Here is a 21,997-nt window from a genome sequence, read left to right as displayed (position 1 = left end):
CGAATACCTGGCAGGACCAAGACGCCACAATGGGGCTGCAGGCGCGCACACCGCCGGCGGGTGACCCTCACATTCACGAATTTCAATGGTTGCATGTTTCAGCAAACAGCCTCTCCGTTGCGTAAATCGGCTGTGCCTCGGGGTTAGACCACACCCCAACCTGACGTCAGGCAGGTAGCCGAAAGGCTGTCAGAATAGGGTCCGATTCGGCACTTCTGACAATGGCTCCAGAAACTCTCAGATCCCAACCCGACAGAAGTGTCTCGTAAGACTCGGCGAGGACACCAAGATCGAGCCCCGGTTGCGAGACATATCAACTAGACGTTTCATCAGACGGTAGTGATGGGGCCGCCCATGTCTCGGTTCGACGTCTTTCAACCCTCAGCTTGCCGGACAAACTCCGTATGCCCGAGACCCGCCGCGTGATGCGCCGGCCGTTTCCGGTCATCCTCGCCTGCCAGCAAGCCCATGGCCGTTGAAGAGCAGGCTCAGGTAGTCACCCGATAGCCGCGCGTCTAGACACGGACCGGCCATGACGGATCAACCAAACCAGGACCGCCCCGGAAGAAGAGTCCGGATCCCACACACCTTCACACTGTCGACGGCTCGCACGCCAGCCACAGATAGCGGTTCCCGCTGAACCCGGAACGTCCAACGACACCGACGATCTATACCGGAAAGTCATGTCGCCTGAAACAGGGAACTTCATGAAGTAGTGAAGGCAGAACCAGACGGAAGGGATCAAATGCGGGTCGAAAAGCCGCCGTGCACAAGGATGTGCACAATGTGCACACCGCTTTTGGCCGGACAAACACGCGATGAGCGCACTCTACCTGGCCCGCAGAAAGCAGCTCTCCGAGGAAGATCCTCGAAGAGGATTCGCATTGGTCATGTCGTCACCACAACTCTTGGCCATGAATGAGTCACAGCCAACAACTGACCACCGGAACAGCAAGAAAGGACGACCATATCCTTTGATTCCAGCAGGCGGAGGGGCCACCAGCCAGGCCCTGACCACGCCACCCACACAACCGAATAGGTGCCCGCGGCGCCAGGCACAGACCGCGGACAGCGTCAGAGGAACCCGCGGAAGGTCAATGTCCACACATTAAAGCAAAAACCCCTCTGACGAGGGGTCATGCGTGCCCGAGGTGGGAGTCGAACTATATTCCGACCCCTGCGAATCCGCCACTCCCCCGAAAACCTCCGCAATCTGGCCCAGTCCGCCACCAGTACGACCCGATCTGAAGCCCCAAGTGTGCACAATGTGCACACGCTCTTTTCCCCACTCCAATGCCCGATCCAACCGGCTCGCGCGGCGCATAGGCACCGGAGTTCACTGACTCGGTTGATCCAGAACCAGTCCCGCGTCTCGCCCTCCCCTTACCGACGAGTCGGCTACGACGACGGCATCTCAGAATGACAAACACGCAAAAGCAAAACCAGGATGTGCCGGCTGAGGCCAGAACGACGAAACGTCATTATCGACTCTTCTATGGTTGTCAATGTAGCAATGGCTGGGGACTGTTGGCATTGAGTGTGCGGTAGATCCGTCGGGCGAGGTAGCGCTTCACGCACCGACGAATTTCTTTCTTGGTTCGCCCTTCTGCTTGCCGTTTCGCTACGTACTCGATGGTCGCTGGATCGAACGCCATCCTCGTAAGAGCAACCATGTGAAGGGCTTTGTTCAGGGTCCTGTCGCCGCCGCGGTTGAGCCTATGACGGACGGTATTTCCAGATGAAGCGGGAATGGGGTTGACCCCGGCCAGGGAGGCGAAAGCCGCCTCGGAACGTACCCGGCCCTGATGAGACCAAGCGGTAAGACAAATTGCTGCCGTGACTGGTCCGAAGCCGGCTTCCTGCAGCAGCGGCGCCGCTTCGCTTACCTCAACCAGTCCGGTGATCCGGGAGCCGTTTGCTTTGATCTCAGCGTCAAGGTCGCCGATGCGCTTGGCCAGTCTGACCGCTTCAGAGCGGGCCACCGATACAGCAAGAGCTTCCTCACGGACCCGCCACCGGGACACCTCCAGTATCTGACTTCCGCTCAACGACTTGCGCGCATCAAAACCCAAATCATTGATCCGGAGCAGCGCAGTCAACGCGTTCACGGTCCTGGTCCGGTCGGTTGTCATCGAATGACGCGCAGTGACGAGGACCCGCAACGCTGCGCGGACCCCTTCGTTCAACCGTGGCCGGCGCAACTTATCCTCTTCCAGGGAAAGGACGGCAGAAGCGATCCGGTGCGCGTCCAACGGATCCGACTTACCAACCCCACGACGCGGCAGGGCATCCATGCGCGTGGCTTCAGCAACCTGGTAGCCGGCAGCTGCGGCAGCACCGGCCAACACGGCACCGTAAGAAGCCGCGCCCTCAATCACCCATAGAGTGGCCAGGTCGGCCTCGGTGCGACGCGCCACCCAAGCAATGGCGCGGTTGATCCCGGCGCCCGTCGCTGGGAAATCCCGGTTTTCGATCCGTTCGCCGCTTGGCGCGGCAATGATGGCGAAAACGTGCTTCCGGGCGTGGGTGTCGACACCCACGACAAACGGGTGGGAATACGCAACGATAGTCATAGCGGTTCTGGCACCTTCCTCATTTCGCGGACATGGTCAGGCCGTTACGGGCCGGTACCAGTCCGGGTAGAGGTCACTTCGGAACAGCACTGTGACGAGCCACGCCCCCGCGGGGGCGGACAATCTTCTGATCAAGTCACCGATGTGGGCCGGGCAGGTGCCGGCCGCCCACCCAACGGACGGACAAGTCGATAACAGGACACCCAGACGGGGCCAAGCGTTTAATGAGTCACGACCGCGGGGTGGAACGGCCTGCACCTACTCTGCCAGCCAATCCCAGACCAGCCACCCCAATCCTCACAGGCGTTAAAAGCGCGGGAGTGGAAGTAGCTGCGAGAACTCCCGGTCCATGAACTAATTCGTTGTTTTCGCGGGTCAGAGCGGCTTCACGGTAAAGACCGCTTCGGGCGTCAGAACGTCAGAACCAGAATTTGCTCTGACCTGGATCCGCCAAAAGCACGTCACCGCGTTCCCCCGAAACCTCGCGGTCGAACCAAAGATCACCCACGAAACCTTCGACGAACTTCCCGCCTCAGGCACCCGCGAATACGTCCGCGGACCCTCGTGGAAACCGTGGCCTCCATGATCGGCACCCTCAACGAGGCACTCCACGAAACCGTCCACACCGCAGGCGGTCCCGAGGAAGCAGCCAAGGCCATGCTGTTCGGCCACGTCCAGATTGCGCTCACCAACGCGCTGCGCGGTTCCAACCCGTTCTCCGAGGCCTGCGAAATCGCCATCCAGTACGGCAAGGACACCATCATCAAGGACGACTGGAGGAAGATCTTCGACCACTCCGAACTCGACGGCGTCATCGCCAAAATGCTCAAGCTGGACGCCGTCAAGCGCTAAGTCCCTTAGGAGGTGCGGTGCGGTGCGCTGCGGTGGCCACTACTCCGCCGCACCTCCAGGCCGTTTCTGCCATTGTTCCAATCCAGGCCAAATTGCCATTGCGTTGTGGTGAATGAATCTGTAGCGTTGCGTATAACGTTGCACGAGTGCAGCGTTTCACTTTGAAGTCCGGCGCCCTGTCGTCCGGCGCGGTGGGGAAACCCCGCCGTCCGGTTGGGCCCTCCAGTTTCCCCCAACCGGCTAAACGACTGGTGGATTGAGGACTTCCTTGAGTACACACGAGACAAAACCCTGGCTGAATAGCGCACTGGCTCCCCGGGACCGCGCAGGGCTGCTTCTTCAGGAACTTAACCTCGACGAAAAAATGGCGCAGGTTTCCTGTTACTTCCCTTCGGACATCACCAACACTGAGGACTTTGCGGAGCGTTTTCCCTTCGGTATTGGTGAAGTGTCGTGCCTTGAAGTCCGCTCAGCGCTTTCGCTGGATGAGGTGACTGCCTTTCAACGCCGAATACAAAACGATGCGATGGAGCATTCTGGGCACGGTATTCCGGCGATTTTCCATATGGAGGGCCTGTGCGGTGCTTACCTGCCCGGTGCAACGAGCTTTCCCTCCGGGCTGGGGCGGGCGGCTGGATGGAATGTTGATGCGGAACGCAGGGTCGGGGAGATCGTAGGCAAACAGGAACGCGCCGTGGGCATCACCCACACTTTGGCGCCCGTCCTGGACATCTCGCGCGATCCACGAATGGGACGGCAAGGCGAAACGTACGGTGAAGATCCGGCTCTCGCTTCTGCGCTGGGAGTCGCGTTCACGCAGGGACTCCAAGGGCGAGATTCCGCGGGTCGGCAAACAGAGGCCGTGGCCAAGCACTTTGTCGGTTCACACCACACGGAAGGCGGCATCCACGGCGCGCATTGCAACGTGCCGGACCGCACCCTCATGGAGATCTACGCCAAGCCCTTCCAGGCTGTTATTTCAGGGGCGGGATTGCGGGGTGTGATGCCGTCCTACAACTCGGTAGGCGGGGAACCCGTCACAGCGTCCGTCCGGCTCCTGAAAACGGTGTTGCGGGAGCACATGGGTTTCGACGGTTTGGTCGTCTCTGACTACGGCGCGGTGGGCAATCTGCATTCTGTTCAGCGTGTCGCACCGTCCCCGGCAGATGCCGGCCTGGCCGCGTTGCGCGCAGGCCTGGACGTTGAGCTCCACGTGCCCCAAGGTTTCGGCCCGGAACTGAGGGCTTGGTTTGCCGAGGGACGTGCCGACATTGCGCTGCTGGACCGGGCCGTACAGCAGGTGCTCCAGGCAAAGTTCCGCATGGGACTTTTCGAGAATCCGTTTGCACCCGACCCGGCGGAAAGGGACACCTCCTTCAAGCTGCCTGCTGACACGGCAGTCGCGAATCAATCAGCGCGTGAGTCGCTGGTCCTGCTCACTAACGACGGCGTCCTTCCTCTGCGGCCCGGGATCAGGAAACTGGCTGTCATCGGCTGCCACGCCACTACCGCAAGGTTCTTCTTTGGCGGTTACACACACTATTCGATGGCGGAAGGAAGGTTGGCGGTCAACGCTTCAATGGCGGGACTGACCACCAGCAGCGACGCCCAGAGGACTATTACCGATACGGTTCCGGGCACAACGATTGAAGCTTCTGACAGCGCAGCATTCGAGGACTTGCTGCAGCAGCAAAAGCCAGGAATCCGCAGCCTCCTCGAAGAGCTCGTTGACCGGATGCCCGAGACAGAGGTGGAGTGGGCCTACGGGTACCCCATCGCGGGCCCTGACGAATCCGGGCACGAGGAAGCCCTCGCCGTGGCTGCAGAAGCCGACGTCATACTTCTGACTCTCGGCGGCAAACACGGCACGGCATCCATCGCTTCGATGGGTGAAGGAATTGACGCTACGAATATCAACCTTCCGGCATGCCAGGAAAAGCTCATGATCAAGCTGACGGAGCTGGGCAAACCGATGATCGGGATTCACGTGGATGGGCGCCCGGTGTCCAGTGACGCAGCGGACAAGTACCTGTCTGCGCTTTTGGAAGCTTGGAGCCCCGCAGAAGGTGGCGCGGAGGCCATAGTTGACGTCCTTGTGGGCGAATACTCTCCCTCGGGCCGACTTCCAGTCAGTATTGCCCGAAACGCCGGACAGGTCCCGGTCTACTACAACCATCCCCATGGCTCCTGCTGGCACCAGGGAGGAAGCATAGGATTTCCCGACTACGTCGACTCGCCCCACACTCCGCGGTATGTCTTTGGACACGGTTTGTCTTACACGACCTTCGACTACACAGAACTCTCGGTGTCGAAAGAGCCGGTCATGGCCGATAGCGGGTTCGATGCCTCCTTTGCCATCACCAACACGGGTGACCGAGCCGGGACTGAAGTGGTGCAACTCTACCTGAGTGACAGATTCGCTTCCGTCTCCCGCCCGGTTCTGGAACTCGCCGGCTTCCGCAGGGTCACTCTGGAACCGGGACAAAAAACCCGGGTGGACTTTCGCGTTGAGACGTCTCAGCTGGCCTTCCTCGACGCTGAGATGCAATGGAAAGTCGAAGCGGGTCATGTGGACATCCTGATCGGCGCTTCGTCCGCTGACATCCGGCTGAAAAACTCGGTTCACATAGCTTCGGATGCGCTCATCGACGGTAAAAGCCGGTCCTTCTACGCCGGCTAACTCAGGCCCGCATGCACCGTTACCCACCCCTCACAGACAAGGCGTGACTCTCATGAACCACAGCATCCGCCCGGGCGAAATCATGCTCGACGCCCAAGGCAACCGCATACATATCCATGGAGGCTCCATCCTCACAATGGACGGGCAGTACTACTGGTACGGCGAGGATAAATCCCAGTCCACGCCAGCCACCGGACGATGGCACAGCGGCGTCAGGGCGTACCGTTCCTCCGACCTACTGACCTGGCAGGACCTGGGAACCATCATTCCAGCAGAGCCGGATGTTCCTGATTCACCACTGCATCCGGAAGCCATGATGGACCGGCCCCACATCGTACGTCACCCCACGACGGGAAACTTCGTTTGCTGGATGAAAGTGATGCATGCAGACGGCAAGCAGCGCTCCTGGGTCTACCAGGCTGAGCGCTTCGAGGGACCCTACAAACTCGCGCGACCAGGATTTGAACCGTTAGGGATGAGTGCCGGCGACTTTGACTTGGTCGTAGATCCTGAAACCGGTCGAGGCTATTACTTCTTTGAACGCGTTCACTCGGAACTCATTTGCGCGGACCTGACTGAGGATCTTACGGACGTGACGGGGACTTTCAGCTCCCATTTCCCACACCCGCATCCTCCTTTCGTCCGCGAAGCGCCTGCCTATTTCCGCCATGAGGGCCGTCATTACCTCATCACCTCAGGTACCAGCTGGTACTTCCCCAATCGCTCCGAAATCGCAGTGGCCGACGATTACCACGGACCTTGGACAGTTCTGGGGGACCCACACAGAAAAGATGCCACTGGCACGTCCTTCCACTCCCAAATATCTTCGGTCCTCACCCTCGACAATGGACGTCACATCGCACTTGCCGACAGATGGCTCCCCGACATGCCTGACGACATGATCCGGCGCTCGTGGGAGGCAACAGAAGCCCAATTTACCGGCGGAACACCCGACCCGGAGATTAACGCGTTCGTTCAGGCTGGAGCTCCCGACACCTCATCGGCCCGTCACGTGTGGCTCGAGGTCCGGTTCGAAGACCGCCGACCCGTCATCGACTGGCAGGACGCGTGGAATCCCCAAAGCAACACACCTTAGGATCACCTCGCCGGCCGCCGATCGCAGCCTACCGCCCCTATCTTGTCAACCGGTTGACCGATTTAGGTGGGGGCGGTAGTCTCCTCTGAAACGTTCCATAGCGTGCGTTTCCCCACTCACTCGGCGCAGACAAAGACCGTCCGCGCGCGCCTGGGGCCCCCAATGAAGGAGGACCATGAGCATCAATTGCACTCTTGCTCGTCACGGCGGCATCGGTATTCTGGCAGCGTCGTTGCTGCTGGGAACCGGCCTCGGAAGCGCACCCCCGGGAATGGCAGCCGCACCCGAGTGCGTTGCCGTTGCTGGCGCCATGCAGATCACTGCCGACTGCATCGACCCGCAATTCACCAAACCCGTCCTCGACAGCGAAACGGACGAAACAGCTCCGATCGCCCACCATAGGATTCGCGCGCATTTCGAGGGCACCAACATCGAATTCAACGTCTACTTCCACGCCAAACAGGACCTCGGCACGTGGGAGGGGCGCTTCTTCCAGTACACCTACCCCACGGCCTTTACCCCCGAGGAGGACACCTCCCAAGCCGATGACCGTGCCGTAGGCTTCGCGCTTTCCAGTGGAGGTTATGCAGTTCAGGCGGGCAACAAGTCTTTGGCGCTGGGGTATCGGCACACAGCGGCGGCTGCGAAGTTCGCCGAAACACTGGCCGCAAAGTACTACGGAAGCAACCGGAAGATTTCGGGTTATCTCTACGGCCCGAGTGGCGGCTCCTACCAGACGATCGGCGCCACCGAGAACAGCACCGGCGTCTGGCAGGGGTTTGTTCCGATGGTCCAAGGCGTCCCCCAACCCACCAGTTACAACTTCGTGGGCCGATCAGCCGCTGAACTGATTCTCGGCAACAGAGCCGACCAGATCAGCAACGCACTTCTCCCAGGCGGCAGTGGAAACCCCTACACCGGCCTCGATCCGGCCGAGCAGGCCATGCTGAGAGAAGTCCACGCACTCGGAATCCCCTGGAAGGGCTGGGAGTTCCCTGACTACCTCCTCGGCCGCTCCGAACAGTACGCAAACGGACTCGACTCCAGCATTCCCCTGTGGTTCGACCCCACATACGCCGATGACTTCTGGAACACCCCGGGGTATCTGGGCACTGAGAACTCCCCGCTGGGCGTCCGGGTCCGGGCTGAACTGGCACAGATGGGCGACACGGTCGATAACCGCTGGAACATCGCAAACCGCTTCTACTACCGCTACCAAACCCCTCCCGCCAGCGAAGGCTGGGTCGGACTGCAGCAATTCCTCAAGGCGGACGGCACCGCTTTGTATCCGCAGCGCCCCGTGAAGGATCCAGGCTTCTCCGGCTTTGTTTCAGGGAACACAGCTTTTGATGGCTCCATCAACGGAAAGGTCATAGTGGTCGACAACCTCTACGACACGGACGCCTTGCCCCAGCATGCGGACTGGTACCGGCAGCGCGTCCAGGCCAGCCTGGGCCAAGCCGCAACGGACAACTACAGGATCTACTACAACGACCACGCAGACCACCAGAACGCACCCGTTACAGGGGAACGAGCCAAGCATCTGGTCAACTGGTACGGAATGGCGGAACAAGCCCTGCGGGACGTCGCCGCCTGGGCCGAAAACGGGGTGAAGCCGCCGGCATCCACCAACTACCAGATCTCGGATGCCCAAGTTGTGGTGCCTGACAACGCAGCGGCCCGACGGGGCATTCAGCCTACGGTTGACCTGACAGTCCAGGGTAAGGAATCCACCTCGGTCAAGGTTGGCCAGACGATTAATCTGAGGGCGAAGGCGCAAGTACCGCCTGGAGCCGGCGCTGTAGTAAAGGCCGAATGGGATCTGGACGGCGACGGCGTTTACACCGACGCACCGCTCGTCCGGGTCGGGAACGTCGTCATGCTGCAGACCAACGCGGCGTTCGATAAGCCCGGCACGTACCTGGTGGCTCTTCGTGTTTCGTCTGAGCGCACCGGAGACCCGACGGCCACCTTCGCCCTGGCCCAGAACCTCGACCGCGTCCAGATCGTCGTCACCCCGGGCGGTTAGGGCCCATGGCTGACCCACAGCAAATGCCGCGACATGACCGGGGTCCAGCTCATGGCTGGACTCCGGTCATTGTCGTGCCCTGACTGAATGCCTGAAAAAACTGAAGGTCCCCGCCAGAGATTGGCGAGGACCGACCCGGAAATTCTGCAGGGAACGAATCAGAGGGCCGTCAGGCCTCCATCCACAGTAAAGATGCCCCCGGTCGCATACGATGAATCATCGCTCGCAAGGTAGACCATGATGCCTTCGACGTCGGCAGCCCGGCCAGCCCTTCCGAGCATGGTTGCGTTCACCAACCCGGCCCGGCTCTCCGGGTCATCAGCGATCGTCTGGACAAGCGGCGTTTCGGTGTATCCGGGGACCACGATGTTGACCCGGATCCCGGAGGCTGCATAGTCCGCAGCGACCACGCGGGCCAACCCATGGACTCCAGCCTTGGAGCTTGTATACGCCGAGAAAGTCTGTCCGCAGGCCACGACTGCCGTGGGACTACCAGTGACGATGATCGATCCTCCCCGGCTCCCCATCGCGCGCACAGCGTGCTTAAGTGTCAAGAAGGCGCCGCGTTGGTTAATGGACACTGTACGTTCCCAAACGTCAAGGTCCAGGTCGCCCACCTTCGCGTCCTGTCCGAACAGTTGAACTCCAGCATTGGCGACAACGATATCCAACGCCTGGGCCTTGGTTGCCAGGCTGAACGCGTCCTGGACACTGGCTTCGTTGGAGACATCCATGTGTACTGGCATTGCACGGTCGGTGCCCGTCTCCGCGGCTGCCTTTGAGGCCGCCTCAACGTTGATGTCCGCGAAAAAAACCTGCGCACCTTCAGCTGCGAATCGTTGGGCCACCGCAAGCCCTATACCGGAACCCGCTCCTGTGACAAGGGCGCTCTTGCCGGAGAGTCGGTTGCTGGTCATGTTGTCCTTCTTTCTGTTGCCAAGTGCTGGAGGGTAGCTGTCCATGGTTCAAGGACCAATTCCTTGGTGGTGCCGTCGGGGAGTTGCACGCTCTCGGACATTCCTTCGGCGGTCAGGTTGGCCGCGTAAAGGTCAATGCCGCTCTCTGCCTGTACGGGGTATAGGACCAAACCGTGTCGACTCCCCCGTGTTTCAAGGATGTTGAGGCCGCGTTGGGTGGCGAGGGACTTCAGAAGTTTCCCAGCGGGAGTCAAACCCGTCGACGAACTGATGCCGCCTGGTCCCACCGATGCGAAATAGCTGATGCTCTCAACGCCGGGAATGCTGAGGGCCGCGATACTGCCCAACATCCAGGCCGCTGCAAATGGGTCTGCTTGGAGGGGATCGCTGGAAGCTTCCCCGCCGGTTCCATCCCGGCCTGCGGATGTGGATACTGCGTTGAACCGCGGTTTGAGCGTGACCGGCCCAATGTGCAGTGGACGGCCCCCCGAGATCCGCAGTGCGTTACGTGCTGTGAGGCTCTGCATCGGCAGGCTCTCCACCAGATGGGGCACCTCGGTGGCGTGCATCTGTGGTGTCATGCTGTACGTCAACGCTTCGGCATCACAGGGCACCGTCCGGGCGTTGCGGTTGAGCTCGGTGAAATGCGAGCGGGCACCGGCGATGAGCGAGGACGCCACACCTGCCTCGGCAGCCGCGAACTTCAATGCCTCCCACAAGTCCGGTTCCGTGACATGGCGGGTGGCATGGAAAACTCCGAGCCGCACGATGTTCCGGGTGGGAACCAATTGAAGCAACCCACGTATTTGATCCGGTGTTTCGGCGCTCAGCCTCACATCCAAGGGCACGTTGAGGGCCTTGGCCTGTTCTGCGGCCTGCTTGGCCAGTTCGGCTGCTTTTGGCGTCCCTGCGACCAGTTCGACCAGCACGGACTCCACTGCCGGCAATAACCCGGATACCGTCTGCAGATCAGGGGTGGAGACTATAGGCAATGACAAAGCAGGCACGACCGAAGTAACAGTTGAGGTGATGACCAGGTCTGCGCCAGGGTTGATCTCAGGTGCGGGTATCTGAGCAGCTGATGCCGTCACCTTCACACTCTGGCGGATCCGGCTTCCGGCCGGAACCTCCATGGGGAAGGGCAGGGACAGTGGCCGGCTGTATGTCTTAAACGACGCGTCAGTCCAGTTGCGCTGGTCTTCGGTTTCGAAAACATCGCCGCTGAGTTCCAGCCCAAAATCAACCCCGTCACGCTGCCATTGCATGGTTGCGACATTCCGGAAAGGCTGGTGTGGGCTGATGTCTACCGGGAATCTCGACGGCGTGTGGCCGCCTGAGGTTTCCCCGATGAGAACGTCTCGTCCGGCCTCATCCGTTCTGTGAAGCACCACGAGTCCGATGCGGTTGCTGTGGAAATCGGCGGGCGATTCACCTTCGAACACCACTTCGAGGGAATCTACGGAAAAAACAATGCTCAATGTGGCGTTGTACCGGCAGCCGAACCCTTCGAATTCGACCTCAAGGAGCAAACAAAAGCCCTCCGCGGAGGCGGAACGTTGGACGGCCCGAACGGCCGGGACCAGCGTCTGCCAGTCCCGGTCCCGGACCACCGCACGGATTCCCCGCACCACGGGAACGCCTGCGTAGTTGATGACGGCGATTTCGTCGTTGCGCAGTTCGGCCCGCCATGCTCCTGCCTCGATCACGTCAGATGCTGCGAAGAGCCGTTCACGGTTGCTTGCCATTACGGTGCCTTGTTTACACGGACGCGCACAGCCATGAAGGGACGGGCGGGCAACTCAACGCGAGGCCGGCCGGAGTAAGTTCCAGGCAACGTGTCAGTGGTCATGGCCCACGTGTCAATAATGTCAATGACCGCGTCGCGTCCCTCAGGGACACTCAGGGTCACATACCGGCACTGGCTGTAGCCGTAGTAATGGAGTTCGTACTCTCCTGCGACGCCGCCGGCAGGAGTGGGAACGCCGGCGAGAGACAGTGGCTCGAGACGCCGTGTCGGGGACTCGGCGACAAGCTTGTCGAGGAATGCGATCCTGTCTGCGCTCTGGCCGACCAGTTCCCCGCCCTTGGCCCACCACAGTACATCGTCGGGGTGATAGTAGGTTTCGCCGTGGGTATAGTAGCCTCCGCGCAGATTCGTTTCCCAAACTCGCCGGACAACTTCCTGGGCAGAAAGGTTTCCCCATTCGTGTTCAAGGTCACCCTCGTATCCGATTTCATCCATGACGACCGGCTTGCCCCACTTTTCGCGCAGGTCCTCAACCAGCTCAGCAGACTTGTAGTAATCGACTTTCTGGAGACTGCAATGGGTCGCCCACTGCGCGGAGAAGTCGTAGACCCGGGTGCCGTTGTGGATGGACAAAAGGTGGTTGGCGTGATCTTCTTCCGTGACGATTTTGGCGAAGCGCTCCCAGTCCCGGGACGTTTTTGCGGTGAGGAAGTCATACTCGTTGGCCAACGACCACCACACGTTGGGAATGGCTGCCAGGCGGCGCACAACGTAGCGAAGGTACCGGTCATCCGCTGCTGCTCCCAAATCCTGGAAACCCCAACGATCGTAGGGGTGGAACAAAATGACGTCCGCTTCGATGCCCAGCGCGCCCAGATCGCGGATGCGGTCTTCGAGGTGCTGGAAGAATCTCGGGTTAAAGCGGCTGGTATCCCAGGTTTCGTCATCCTGTTCGAAGGGGTAGAGTCCAGGGTCGTTGTCATTGAAGATATACCCCTTGGGAAAGACGCACATCCGGACTTTGGTGAAAGGGCTGGTCGACAGCGTCTCCAGGGTCTTTTTTTCCAGTTCAGGACTCTGATGGGTCCACGCATAAAGAGTGGTCCCCACGGGCCGGTACACCTCGCCGTCGGCGTAAGAGAAGTGGAACGTCTCTGCTACGCGTACCGCACCGCGGGCAGGACCAGGTTCAACACGGACAGTGCCGGCGTGCCCGTTGAGGGACCGTGCGGTTGACTCTGTCCTGAACTGCCACTGCCCTGGCCTTTCCGGAAGGAAACGAACCAGATACCGTCCGTTTCCGTCGTAGAAACCCCCTACACGGATTTCCTCGCCGTCCAGTGAGAAGTACGCATGGAGTTCGACGTCGGTGAACGGGTTGCCGTGTGAAGGTCCTTCGAAGGCAATTTCCACAGTCTCGTTGACTCGTCCGGCTGCCGGAACGCTGATCCGTGCCGACGCGAGGGCAACGTCTGGCACTTCGTAGCCGGGGTCGGGAGCTATGGGCGGAACTTCCACACGGTCGGGCACCTCTATGGTGGAAAGCTTGAGCCACAGCTTCTCTTGCGCGGCTTCCTTCACGCGGAATACTGTCGCCAAAGCCCCAATGGGCAGATCGCCGGCACTCCCAAAGTTTTCGGGGTGGCTGGTGAATTCCGGCAGTGCTTCAGACAACGCTGCCCTGCCGGCCTCGTAGTCAAGAATCAATCGGGCTTTCGTGTGTTCACCCATAAACGCCATGGTTTACTACTTTCTCTTTTCGTGGCCCGTTATTTCGGCGCCGTTCATTGTAAATTTCCCAAACACCCGCGGCTGCAAGGGCTACCAGCATGCAGATGGCAGCCCAGAACGGCAGGGCGTCAAGTGAGATCCGGTCAAGCACTACACCGCCCATGAAAGCTCCTCCGCCGATCCCGATGTTGATGGCCGTTGTTTGCAATGCGGCGGCTGCATTGCGCATCCGGGGGGATGCCGAGATCATCATGCGTGTTTGCAGCATGATGGGCACACCACCGAAAACTGCACCCAGCAAAGCCGACAACAGCCACACGGCCGGCTCGGAGCCCGCCACAACTGGCAGGGATCCAAGAAGCCCCGCAAGGACAGCGATGGAAACGAGGAAGAGCCGGATGGGGAACTTGTTGTACAGAACTCCGGTCAGGGCCACTCCCACGGCACTGGCCACACCACCTATGAAGAGCATGATGGGAACAGCCGCAGGCGCCACGTGGGCTACATCCAGCAACCACACCACGTTGAACGTTCCAAAACTGTTTTGGGCGCCCACCACAAGGATGAAGAGCAGGCACACGATCAGGATCGCCGGAAGCGTCGCATCCCGGCGCGCGGCAGGAGGCCCTTTTGAGGAGTGTTTTATGCTGCGTGGGACGGCGATGGGTGGCAGCTTCCAGGCCATCAGCAATCCAGTCAGCACAACCAGCGCTGCCAGGACCCCGAAGGAGACGCGCCATCCGAAGGCCTGTCCAACAGCGTTTCCCAGAGGTATTCCCACAACTCCTGCGACTGATCCGCCGGCAGCCGTGAGCGCGGTTGCTTTGGCAAGCTGAGTGGGACGAACAAGATGGGCCGGGTATGCGGCCACCACGGACCAGAACGCCCCATGTGCGAGGGCTCCCACAACCCGTGCAGCCAGCAGGAACTCAAACGACGGCGACAAGACCGTGGCGATGTTGCCCATACCAATCAGGGCGAAAGCAATGAGTATCAACGCCTTCCGCGGGACCCGGCGGGTAAGGATGGCGACGGGGGCTGCCGTAAGGATGACGGTGAGTGCAAAGATCGTTATGAGGTGTCCGGCGTCTCCTGCTGACCGGTCGAAGTCTGCAGCGATCTGCGGGATCAGCCCGCCGGGCAGAAACTCCGTGGCCATGGAAATGAAAATTGCCCCGGAGAGTGCAAGAAGTCCATAGAGAGGGAAGCCCTCGTCGGACAGAGCAACGGTTCGCTGCCCTGAACGGTCCGGTTTCACGGAAGAAGTCATCCTGTTTCCTCACAAGATTGATTGTTTCTGCCGCGAAAACTGCGGATCAGTGGCCCTTATGGACCGTAGGTCAGTTGGTTGTGCTCGTAGCCCGGCGGACCCGGATCGCCATGTATTCGCGGCCGGGCAAATGGACAATGACCCGGCCTTCAACCGGTTCCGGCAGCGTCGTTATTGTCATGTTCCACGTATCGATCACGTCCACATGCCAGGAATCTCCGGGCGGAACCAGGACCGAGCGGAAACGTGGCCTCCCGATCCCGAGGTATATGACCCGATGGTCCTGGTCGCCTCCGGTGCGGGAGTCCCAGTCTCCGGGGAGTGGATCCCATCGAGCGCTGGGAGCCTCAGCCACCAGCCGCCGGAGGAACCCGATTCGTTCGGGTGATTCACCCTTGAGACTGCCCCCCTTGGCCCACCAAATGACGTCATCGGCGTCCAGGTACGTCTCCCCGTGAGTGACGTATCCGCCCCGGACTGCGCCTTCCCAGCAGCGACGGACCAACTCCTGAGGGCTGAGGTTCCCCCAACCTTCGGCAACATCACCTTCATAGCCAACCTCGTCGACGAGCACGGGTTTCCCCCAGCGCTCGCGCCAGGTGTCGGTGTTCTCGGCGGACAAGTAGTTGTCAGTGCGCTGAACGCTGCAGTGGGTTACCCAAGGCCGTGAATAGTCGTAAAAGGAAGCTCCGTTGTGGATGGAGAGGAGGTGGCCCACGTGGTCTTCCTGTCCCACGATGGAGGCGAACCGTTCCCAGTCCTGCTCGTTCTTGGTATTCATAAAGTCGTACTCATTGGCCAAGGACCACCAGACATTGCGGGCGGCGCCGAGCCTGCGGACGATGTACCGCAGGTAGAGGTCATCTGCCCAGGCCGGCATGGCGGAGAAGCCCCACCGGTCATAGGGGTGGAACAGGATCAGGTCTGCTTCGATCCCCAGCGCCCTCAATCCTTCAATCCGCTGTTCGAGGTTGCGGAAAAAGGCGGGGTTGAACCTGCTGAAGTCCCAGCTGCCATCTGGGTGCCGCTCGAAGGCAAAGCTCTCGGGCTCGTTTGTGTTGTAGGAGTAAGACTTGGGAAATACGCCCATGCGGATTTTGGTGAAGGGGCTTTCGGCCAAGGTCCGCAGTGTCTTTTCCTGCAGTTCGGTGCTTTGGTTGGTCCAGGCGTAGGCGGTAGTCCCGAACGGCAGGTAGGGCGTGCCGTCGGCATAAGCGAAGTGGAAGGTCCCGCGGATGCCTACGGGACCATGGTTGCCCCCCGCGGGCGCCGTAGCCTCAACGGACCCCACGGCTCCGTTGAGTTCATCGGAATTGGATTTCACCACGAATTGCCACGTGCCGGCATGCGGTGGCATGAATCGGATTCGGTATGTGCCTTCGCCGTCGTAGAAGCCGCCTACGCGCACGGCATCGCTGCCGGAACGGAAGGTCGCTTCGAGTTCAATCTCGGTGAACGGGTTCCCGGTTGATGGTCCTGCCAGCGCAACTTCGGCCACACCCCACTGTTCGGAAGGGATCGCTGGGACCTGGGCAGAAGCCCGCTCGTGGCCGCCGGCTTCCCTGTCTCCCCAGATGGCAGGCATCGGGGCACGGTCAGCGGAGACTACAGCGGGGGACGATTCGACATCAGCCATATCCTGCCAAAGTGCATTAAGGTCCGGGGACTGCTCACCGACGCCGCGCGCCCAATGCGATACTTCGTCCAAGGTAGCCAAGGGTGCAAGGGACCAGTCATTCCAGGTGGCGAACCCGGGAATGTGCAGCTCCAGAACCCGGGAAGCGGCAGGGTCTGCCAGGATGTCCCTGAGTAGAGCATTCTTCGTGAAAGGCATGGAAATCTTCCTAGATTTGAGGGGTGTAATTGACTGACAGGATGGACCCGCTGGTTTCGGCGCCTTCGAGGGCCAACATGCGCCCTGTAAATCCGGACGCGACCTCCGTGGACAGATGCCGCCCATCCAAGCGGCCCAACTGGACGGTACCCGTCTCTTGAACGACAGAGAGCAAAACGTCATCCGGCCCGCCATGGCCCAGGGGGACCGTTGGAGAGTTAGCGGGGACGCTTTCAATGTGCGCGGTGGTGGTTGCGTCAGCAGGGCACGATCCCAGGTCAAACGTCAGCCCGCCGATACGGGCCCACGCCTGAACGACATCGGATCGAACGGTGACCCCGTAGGAGTACCTGTCATCCATTCGCAGTAGGAAGCTGCCCTGTCCCTCGATGGTCGCTGTGGCTGTCCACCTCAGATCCGTCACACGGGTGCACAACATTCCCGGCGAACCATCCGGCATGGGTAGCAACGTCATGCCACCATTTGGGTTGCGCTGGATGACGTTCTCCGGCTCCCCCGCCGGTACCACCCACCGCGGGTTCAGGTGCGGGGCGGAAAAATCGTCCGAAAATGCGGTGTCTGCTGTCGGGACGTGAAAGCGCCCCTCGTCGAAGACCGGCCACCCGTCCACCCAGTCGATGCCCGCAAGAAAGGTTTCACGGCCCAGAACATGGAATCCCGGCGTGGACCCCTTGGGACGTACACCAAGGTACACCGCAGCCCATCCGCCGTCAGGTGTCTGGACGAGGTCAGCATGCCCGACGTTCTGGACGGGGTGGATCGAACTGCGGTGGGTGAACACCGGGTTGCTGGGACAGGGTTCAAAAGGGCCCGATGGATGCATGCTGCGGGCAGCGGTCACGCAGTGGCCGCGTTCGGTGCCGCCCTCTGCCAGCAGGAGATACCAGAAATCGTCGATGTGGTAAAGATGGGGCGCTTCAACCGCATCCATTCCGCTGCCTTGCCAGATCGGGTATGGCACATCACGAAGCATTCCTGTACCCGTATCAAGGCGGGCTTGCAGAATCCCGATTTCACCTTCGGTGAAGTTCATGGCCTTCCAGCTCAGGTAACAGTCGCCGTTGTCATCCCAGCACAAATCAGGGTCGATGCCGATGGCACCCCCGATGAACACCGGCTCGCTCCAGGGGCCGGCGGCGTCGGTCGCGTGCACCAACACCTGCCCGGCGCCAAAGTCACTGACGTTGGTGGTAACGAACCAGAAGATTCCGTCGTGCTCGCGAAGGGTGGAACCATAGATGCCGGTCGATGGAAGCGGGTTGCCCAGTCTGAATTGGCTTCGGCGGTCCAGGATATGCCCCGTCTGAGTCCAGTTCACCAGGTCCGTGCTGTGGAAGATGGGCGCACCCGGGAAGTACTCGAAACTGGAGGTCGACAGGTAGTAGTCCTGCCCTGCCCTGCAGATGGTGGGGTCAGGGTAAAAACCGGGAAGGATCGGCTGGATGGCAGAGTTCGCCATCTGCTGCCCTTCTGCGGTCACGTGCGTTGAGATCGCTGTCATGCCTGGGAGCCTTTCAGGATTTGGGCTACTTTTTCCCGCAGAGGAACGCTTCGGTTGATCCACGGTTCGGGAACCAAGGCGTATCCCAGATTGCCGACGGGCTCGTCCAGGTACCTGGCGAGTTTGTCAGCGGTCTGGGCTTCACCCTCGGGGGCAATGCCGGTTTCGACGGCAGCGTCGACCACGGCCGACCAAGTGAGGGGTTGACGATCCAACAGTTCGCGGATGGTGAGGGCGTTGCCCTCCCCGGTGTCCGGAATGGGATCGGCAACGGTCCATGTGTGGGTTCCATGCGAAACCACTTCGGGTTCCTTGGTACCGGGGACATGAACGGCAGCGGTGGTCCCGACCGGTACGGTAACGTCGAGGGTCAAGTTTCCCCCTACGCGCCGCCACCGAACCGAGGCTTCACCATACGGGGTGAGGTGCCTTGCAGATGCCTGGGTGAGGGCCGCCGTCGGGCGTGGTTGGACCGTGATCATCCGGTACCCAGGCGCCGCAGGTGCCAGGCCGGCGACGGTCCGGTGCAGCCAGTCCGCCACGGCACCCAGGGCGTAATGGTTGAATGAGGTCATACCGCCAGGGTTGACGCTGCCATCCGGTCGCAGGCTGTCCCATCGTTCCCAGACAGTGGTGGCGCCCATCGTGACGGGGTAGAGCCAGGAGGGGCACCCGGTTTGGAGGAGCAGACGGTAGGCGACGTCCACTTCACCGGCGGCGGTCAGGGCATCACAAACAAGCGGCGTGCCAACGAAACCGGTACTGATCCGGAAACCGCTGACGCGAACCAGGTCGGCGAGGCGTCGCCCCGCCTCCTGGCGCTGGTCTTCGCTGGGCAGCAGAGCCCACTCGAGTGCCATTGCATACGCTGTTTGGGTGTCGGAAAGGATCCGGCCGGAGGGGGTCACGAAGGAGCGGGCAAACGCGGCTCGCACCTCTTCGGCGAGCTTGTGATAGGTAGCCGCGTCCTCATCGTGACCGAGTACGGCGGCGGTATAGGCCAGAACCTCGGCCGAACGCGCCAGATGCGCGGTCGCGACGACGTCGGGGTCCGTTTTGGCCCTGGCAGCGTCTTCCGGAGGGGCGCTGGGGTCGAGCCAGTCCCCGTATTGGAAACCACCTGTCCACAACCTGTCGTCACCGGCCAGTGCGGCCACCTTGGCGACATATTTGCACGCGCTTGGATACTGCTGTTCCAGAATCTGGCGGTTGCCGGTCCTTTGGTACAACGTCCACGGGATGAGTACAACTGCATCTCCCCAGGCAGCTGTGGGGGTGTTGGTGAAATCCGAGTGGATGACGTCCGGGACCACGTGAGGTACCGACCCGTCGGGGAGCTGCTCGGCGGCCAGGTCGCGGAGCCAGGAACCAAGGAACCCGCCAATGTCATAAAGAAACGAGGCTGTGGGAGCAAAGATCTGGATGTCGCCGGTCCATCCGAGCCTTTCGTCACGCTGGGGGCAGTCCGTTGGCACATCGACAAAGTTCCCGCGGATGCTCCAGTTAACGTTCTCGTGGAACCGATTCAGCAGCTCGTCCGAGGATGAGAACCAGCCGGTACGTTTTAGGTCCGAACCGATGACGACGGCTTCAATGTCTTCGGCCTTCAGGTCCGGGACGCCGGTGACTTCGGCATAGCGGAAGCCGTGCAGCGTCAAGGAGGGTTCCAGGGTTTCGTCCGGGGCCCCGGCCACTACAAAGGTGTCGGTGGCTTTCGCCGACCGCAACGGCTCGGTGCAGAGCTCATTGTGTTCAAGAACTTCGGCGTGCTGGATGACCACTTCACTGCCCCGCGGCAGGCCGTGAGTCCGAATCCGGACCCATCCCACGAGGTTCTGCCCAAAGTCGACCAGCGTCTTCCCGGAAGGAGAAGTGAAGACGGACACCGCCGGGAGCACATCGGTTGGACGGATAGCCGGGCCTTCGGGGGCAACAAGGAGAGAATGATTTGCGGGAATGACTTCGACCGCGCTGGAGGGAGCGGTGCTGACCCCGGCCTGGTCGCGCAGGTCGGTGCTCTGGCCGTCGTAAAGGTCGTCGGCAACGATGTGGCTGTTGCGGGCGGTCCAGGAATCGTCGGACAGGAGAACGTGGAAGGCGCCGTCCGCCGTGGTGACTTCAAGTTGTGCCAATACGGCGAGGCGGTCTCCGTAGATGGCGCTCTTGTTTTCGAAACCCAGTCGTCCGCGGTACCAGCCGTTGCCCAGCAGCATGTCCAGGTGGTTCGTGCCCTGGCGCAGCAGCGACATGACGTCATACGTTTGGTAGCGAAGACGGTTCTCGTACGAGGTCCATCCCGGCGCCAGCACCGTGTCGTCGATGCGCTGGCCGTTCACGGTCGGGACGTAGATGCCGTGGGCCGTGGCGTACAGACGCGCTTTGGTGATGTCTGGGGGCAGGTCCAGAACGCCGGAGAGGACGGGGGCCGGCATGCCGGCTGCGCCAATTTCGACGGGACTGACAAAATTAGCCTCCCAGTCTGATGCGTTCAGAAGACCGGCTTCGACCGTTGAGGCTTCGCTCCAGTCACTCCAATCCCCACCATCGGTGACACGTACCCGCACGGCGGCGGACTCCCTGGACTTCAGCTCCGGCGCGGGCCACGGGACCAGCACCTGTTCGTTGCTTTCGACACGGTAGACCTCAATTGCTTCACCGCGGGTCACCTCGACTTCGTAGGCAGTCTGTTCGTACTCGGCATCGGCGACAGGCACAAACCATGAGAGTCGCGGTGTTCCGGTACCCAGCCCGATAACGGGTGAAGTTTCGGTGCGTTGGTCAAAGCGAAGGCCTTGGGGAGCGGCAGCGTGTGCCATGAGTGTCTCCAGACGGTGTTGAATCGGGCGCCGGCCCCTGTTAGGAAGGGGGCAGCTGGTTAAGCGAGAGGGTCAGAGCTGGGCCGGGGCGCCTCGGAGAGTTTCCGTGGCCTTCTCGGCGGCCAGGAACTGCAGGCGGGCGGCTCGGCGTTCGCGTTGCTTTTTCGGGTCTGCCACTGGCGCTGCCATTTGAAGGCGGCGGGTGTAGTCGTGGCGTGGTGCACGGGCTACCTGATCAGCTTCCCCGATTTCAACGACCGAGCCTTGATACAGCACGGCGATGCGGTCGCTGATGGAGTTCACAACGCCCAGGTCGTGGCTGATGAACAAGTACGCGACCCCGGTTTGTTCCTGCAGTTCCTTGAACAGGGTGAGAACACGGGCCTGAGTGGTAACGTCCAGTGCGCTGGTGGGCTCGTCGCAGATGATGACGGACGGATCCAGAGCCAGTGCCCGTGCGATGGCGATACGCTGGCGCTGTCCACCGGAGAACTCTTTCGGGTAGCGGCTACCCGAGTCGTTGGGCAACCCAACAGAGTCGAGCAGCTCCCTCACGCGGTGGCGGCCTCCGGAGGCACCAGCGGCGGCCATGGGCTCCACGAGGATGTCCTCGACCGTCATTGACGGATTCAAGGATGAGTAGGGGTCTTGGAAGACCACCTGGATTCCTCGGGCCACCTTCCGCCGCTGGGAGCGGGAGATGTTGCTGATGGTGTCTCCACGGAACTTGATGGAACCTTCCGTGACGGGTGCGAGTCCGAGGATGGCCCTGCCGATGGTTGTCTTGCCTGACCCGGATTCACCTACCAGGCTCAGGGTTTCGCCGGCCTTCAGTTCCAGGCTGACATTATCGATGACCTTCTTGGAAAGCCCATGGCGCCCGGTATAGGTCACGACGAGGTTTTCGACCTGAAGTATGGGAGTAGTCAT

Annotated in this window: 12 protein-coding genes and 1 pseudogene; 4 read left to right on the top strand and 9 right to left on the bottom strand. The window is 61.0% G+C overall.

The features are described from left to right. Positions 1 to 1,502: 1,502 nt before the first annotated feature. Complete coding sequence (locus J2S97_RS18740; protein ID WP_307051452.1) at positions 1,503 to 2,573, bottom strand: IS110 family transposase; 1,071 nt, start codon at positions 2,571 to 2,573, stop codon at positions 1,503 to 1,505. A 558-nt stretch (positions 2,574 to 3,131) separates the two neighbouring features. On the opposite strand from J2S97_RS18740, the pseudogene J2S97_RS18735 reads away from it, so the two are divergent. From J2S97_RS18735 to J2S97_RS18720, 4 genes and pseudogenes are all read left to right on the top strand, one after another. After that, positions 3,132 to 3,425, top strand: a pseudogene (locus tag J2S97_RS18735) (phosphogluconate dehydrogenase C-terminal domain-containing protein); the annotation flags it as partial. 268 nt (positions 3,426 to 3,693) lie between these two features. Beyond that, positions 3,694 to 6,105 (top strand): glycoside hydrolase family 3 N-terminal domain-containing protein, encoded by a 2,412-nt coding sequence (locus J2S97_RS18730; RefSeq protein ID WP_307051451.1) that lies wholly within the window; start codon positions 3,694 to 3,696, stop codon positions 6,103 to 6,105. A 52-nt stretch (positions 6,106 to 6,157) separates the two neighbouring features. Beyond that, complete coding sequence (locus J2S97_RS18725) at positions 6,158 to 7,201, top strand: family 43 glycosylhydrolase (protein ID WP_307051450.1); 1,044 nt, start codon at positions 6,158 to 6,160, stop codon at positions 7,199 to 7,201. 175 nt (positions 7,202 to 7,376) lie between these two features. Next, positions 7,377 to 9,230, top strand: coding sequence for a hypothetical protein (locus J2S97_RS18720; protein ID WP_307051449.1), 1,854 nt, complete (start codon positions 7,377 to 7,379; stop codon positions 9,228 to 9,230). A 158-nt stretch (positions 9,231 to 9,388) separates the two neighbouring features. On the opposite strand, the gene J2S97_RS18715 is transcribed toward J2S97_RS18720, so the two are convergent. From J2S97_RS18715 to J2S97_RS18680, 8 genes are all read right to left on the bottom strand, one after another. Continuing rightward, positions 9,389 to 10,147 (bottom strand): SDR family NAD(P)-dependent oxidoreductase, encoded by a 759-nt coding sequence (locus J2S97_RS18715; protein ID WP_307051448.1) that lies wholly within the window; start codon positions 10,145 to 10,147, stop codon positions 9,389 to 9,391. Further along, entirely contained in the window at positions 10,144 to 11,892 is a 1,749-nt protein-coding gene (locus tag J2S97_RS18710) for a hypothetical protein (protein ID WP_307051447.1), read from the bottom strand. The genes J2S97_RS18715 and J2S97_RS18710 overlap by 4 nt, the downstream gene beginning before the upstream one ends. Continuing rightward, a complete protein-coding gene (locus tag J2S97_RS18705) occupies positions 11,892 to 13,625 on the bottom strand; it encodes a DUF5605 domain-containing protein (RefSeq protein WP_307051446.1) in 1,734 nt (577 codons plus the stop codon). The genes J2S97_RS18710 and J2S97_RS18705 overlap by 1 nt, the downstream gene beginning before the upstream one ends. Beyond that, positions 13,618 to 14,895: an MFS transporter gene (locus tag J2S97_RS18700; RefSeq protein ID WP_307051445.1), complete on the bottom strand. Its 1,278-nt coding sequence runs from the start codon at positions 14,893 to 14,895 to the stop codon at positions 13,618 to 13,620. Before J2S97_RS18700 ends, J2S97_RS18705 begins: the two co-directional genes overlap by 8 nt. 70 nt (positions 14,896 to 14,965) lie before the next feature. Further along, positions 14,966 to 16,729, bottom strand: coding sequence for a DUF5605 domain-containing protein (locus tag J2S97_RS18695; protein WP_307051444.1), 1,764 nt, complete (start codon positions 16,727 to 16,729; stop codon positions 14,966 to 14,968). Between the two features lie 10 nt (positions 16,730 to 16,739). Then, on the bottom strand, positions 16,740 to 18,314 hold the full coding sequence (locus J2S97_RS18690; RefSeq protein ID WP_307051443.1) for a glycoside hydrolase family 43 protein: 1,575 nt from the start codon (positions 18,312 to 18,314) through the stop codon (positions 16,740 to 16,742). Beyond that, positions 18,248 to 21,067 carry a family 78 glycoside hydrolase catalytic domain gene (locus tag J2S97_RS18685; RefSeq protein WP_307051442.1) on the bottom strand — a complete coding sequence of 940 codons (2,820 nt, stop codon included), beginning with the start codon at positions 21,065 to 21,067 and terminating at the stop codon, positions 18,248 to 18,250. Before J2S97_RS18685 ends, J2S97_RS18690 begins: the two co-directional genes overlap by 67 nt. Before the next feature lie 72 nt (positions 21,068 to 21,139). After that, the gene (locus J2S97_RS18680) at positions 21,140 to 21,997 is read right to left on the bottom strand and encodes an ATP-binding cassette domain-containing protein (RefSeq protein WP_307051441.1); all 858 of its coding nucleotides are present in this window, start codon (positions 21,995 to 21,997) and stop codon (positions 21,140 to 21,142) included.

The organism is Arthrobacter oryzae, assembly GCF_030812315.1.
Taxonomy (GTDB): domain Bacteria; phylum Actinomycetota; class Actinomycetes; order Actinomycetales; family Micrococcaceae; genus Arthrobacter; species Arthrobacter oryzae_B.
The sequence above is the reverse complement of the archived record's forward strand: the minus strand, read 5'-3'. Positions and strand labels throughout refer to the sequence as shown.

Coding starts and splice junctions, on each gene's coding strand:
- J2S97_RS18740 (WP_307051452.1), bottom strand. CDS start 2,573: ATGACTATCGTTGCGTATTCCCACCCGTTTGTCGTGGGTGTCGACACC.
- J2S97_RS18725 (WP_307051450.1), top strand. CDS start 6,158: ATGAACCACAGCATCCGCCCGGGCGAAATCATGCTCGACGCCCAAGGC.
- J2S97_RS18720 (WP_307051449.1), top strand. CDS start 7,377: ATGAGCATCAATTGCACTCTTGCTCGTCACGGCGGCATCGGTATTCTG.
- J2S97_RS18715 (WP_307051448.1), bottom strand. CDS start 10,147: ATGACCAGCAACCGACTCTCCGGCAAGAGCGCCCTTGTCACAGGAGCG.
- J2S97_RS18710 (WP_307051447.1), bottom strand. CDS start 11,892: ATGGCAAGCAACCGTGAACGGCTCTTCGCAGCATCTGACGTGATCGAG.
- J2S97_RS18705 (WP_307051446.1), bottom strand. CDS start 13,625: ATGGGTGAACACACGAAAGCCCGATTGATTCTTGACTACGAGGCCGGC.
- J2S97_RS18700 (WP_307051445.1), bottom strand. CDS start 14,895: ATGACTTCTTCCGTGAAACCGGACCGTTCAGGGCAGCGAACCGTTGCT.
- J2S97_RS18695 (WP_307051444.1), bottom strand. CDS start 16,729: ATGCCTTTCACGAAGAATGCTCTACTCAGGGACATCCTGGCAGACCCT.
- J2S97_RS18685 (WP_307051442.1), bottom strand. CDS start 21,067: ATGGCACACGCTGCCGCTCCCCAAGGCCTTCGCTTTGACCAACGCACC.
- J2S97_RS18680 (WP_307051441.1), bottom strand. CDS start 21,997: ATGACTACTCCCATACTTCAGGTCGAAAACCTCGTCGTGACCTATACC.